The 1,845-nt window shown below is 46.3% G+C and carries 3 protein-coding genes; 1 reads left to right on the plus strand and 2 read right to left on the minus strand.

Annotated features, from left to right (window positions below):
* Nucleotides 1-15 precede the first annotated feature (15 nt).
* Nucleotides 16-180 carry a hypothetical protein gene (locus QUB10_RS34060; RefSeq protein ID WP_333207538.1) on the plus strand — a complete coding sequence of 55 codons (165 nt, stop codon included), beginning with the start codon at nucleotides 16-18 and terminating at the stop codon, nucleotides 178-180.
* A gap of 543 nt (nucleotides 181-723) precedes the next feature.
* Here the strand turns inward: QUB10_RS34060 and QUB10_RS34065 are convergent.
* The gene (locus QUB10_RS34065; RefSeq protein WP_333207539.1) at nucleotides 724-1,341 is read right to left on the minus strand and encodes a hypothetical protein; all 618 of its coding nucleotides are present in this window, start codon (nucleotides 1,339-1,341) and stop codon (nucleotides 724-726) included.
* A complete protein-coding gene (locus tag QUB10_RS34070; RefSeq protein WP_333207540.1) occupies nucleotides 1,338-1,775 on the minus strand; it encodes a hypothetical protein in 438 nt (145 codons plus the stop codon). Before QUB10_RS34070 ends, QUB10_RS34065 begins: the two co-directional genes overlap by 4 nt.
* Nucleotides 1,776-1,845: the final 70 nt, after the last annotated feature.

The following is a 1,845-nucleotide window of genomic DNA, read 5'->3' on the forward strand; positions in this document are numbered from 1 at the left end:
TGAGGGGGTTGAAAGATGGTCAAAATTAGTGTAGACAAGGCTCTAGATAATGTAGACAGCAGTGTAGACAATGGTAACGAGGATGAAGAACGTGGGCCGGGGGGGGAGCCGGGTTATGGCCCGCCCTCCCGGCCGCGCCGACTAGAATTAAGGGCGCCGCAGGCTAACCGGGGGGAGTAATACCCGGTATAACAGAGTAAAGAAAATATATATTAAGATAGTGAAAGCTATATTTCTAGATAGATGCAGCTATTTTGAATTCACAAACTTAATCAATATTTTCTTTGATTGTATGATTAAATCAGTTAAGGTTGGCGGGTCTGGTGGGAAGCGATTAGGGTCTGGGCGTCCTTCTACATGGCATACACGGGATTTTAAGACCATCAGAGTGCCACTTTCTGATTTAGTTTTATATTTTGTATGAAAAGACAATATTGTTTTTTTCTTCAGCGGATTATTCGTCTCAAGCAGGAGCGTGATTTTTACCGCTGGCAAGTTCGCTGTTTAGCTTGTGCTCTCAAATATTATCAGGGTCGCAGGAATTAGAGTTAGAGCAGCCAGTGAAATTTTTCGAGTGGCAGCTCGCCCGTTGAGTTTATTGTAGTGGAAGTTTAAATTTATGTCGGGCGAGTTGACGCCGAAAAATTAGCGTAGCGGTCACTGGCTGCGGCAGGCGTAGTGTAGAGTTTGTTGTAGGGATGGTTGTGACTTCCCGGCTGGAAGTTAAGGATCTAACCAGCGGGTATTGCTTGCGGTTTTCTGTTTCATTGCATCTCTGAATGCGTTAGCCGTCATTTGAATTCTCCAAGCTCTTTCTCGTCCGATTTTACTGTCTGTTTTGGTAAAAACAAAAGTACCCCGTTGAAATTGGTTTTTGCTGGGTTTTGCCCCTGTGAGTTCTTTGATTTTGGAAGTCGGCAGTAAGATTATGTGGTTAGCGGCATATTCCAGTGCCTTGTAGTTTGCCAGCGGGTCTTGATTGGCGGCGAAGTGGCGGGCGATCGCCTCTACTAATTGTAAGATTTCATTGAAGTTGTCTAGTTGTCTAGTGGAATTGTCCAGTTGTCTAGTGGAATTGTCCAGTTGTCTAGTGGAATTGTCCAGTTGTCTAGTGGAATTGTCCAGTTGCCCGCTAGACAAAGATTCTGTATCCCTCGGAAACTCCCAGATTTTGGCTCCTGGATTGTTTTTTAGGAATTTGTCCAGTTTGTCCAGTTCGTCCAGTGACTCGCTGGATATTTCACCGCGGCTGATTGGAACTATTTGCAGTGCCTTCATGCGATCGTACACAGATTGTTTGCTGGCGAGACCGTAGCGAGTTTGCAGTTGGGAGATTTTCATTGGTTGATAATTTCTAAGATTTTACTAATTGGTTCGCCGCTCCTGAGAGCTTTGCGGACTGCCGGACATTTGCTTCCCGGACAGTATTTGGCGCGCTGCCGCTTTCCTTCCATCCAGCGGTAACTGTAGTAAGGGCCGGTGCATCCGATTTCAGGGCAGTTGATTGAGTGTTGCTTGCCGTTAACCCTGATTTTGTAGTGGCTTTCTAGCCAGCCGTTGCCGCTGTATCCCGTGTCTGAGTTGTAGTAGTTTTTACGTTCCCCTACAACAGGCTCGACTATTGGTTTGGCTGCTACAAGTTCCCCTACAACAGGCTCGACTATTGGTTTGGCTGCTACAAGTTCCCCTACAACAGGCTCGACTATTGGTTTGGCCGCTACAAGTTCCCCTACAACGGACTCGACAGTTAACTTAACTTCCTCTGGATCCCACATTCCGCACCCCCAACTGGCACATACGCGGATTGAGGAAGTAAAAGTGAATCATCGGAGATAATAATGAGTA

The organism is Microcoleus sp. B5-D4 (assembly GCF_036705145.1).
GTDB lineage: Bacteria > Cyanobacteriota > Cyanobacteriia > Cyanobacteriales > Microcoleaceae > Microcoleus.

Coding starts and splice junctions, on each gene's coding strand:
- QUB10_RS34060 (WP_333207538.1), top strand. CDS start 16: ATGGTCAAAATTAGTGTAGACAAGGCTCTAGATAATGTAGACAGCAGT.
- QUB10_RS34065 (WP_333207539.1), bottom strand. CDS start 1,341: ATGAAAATCTCCCAACTGCAAACTCGCTACGGTCTCGCCAGCAAACAA.
- QUB10_RS34070 (WP_333207540.1), bottom strand. CDS start 1,775: ATGTGGGATCCAGAGGAAGTTAAGTTAACTGTCGAGTCCGTTGTAGGG.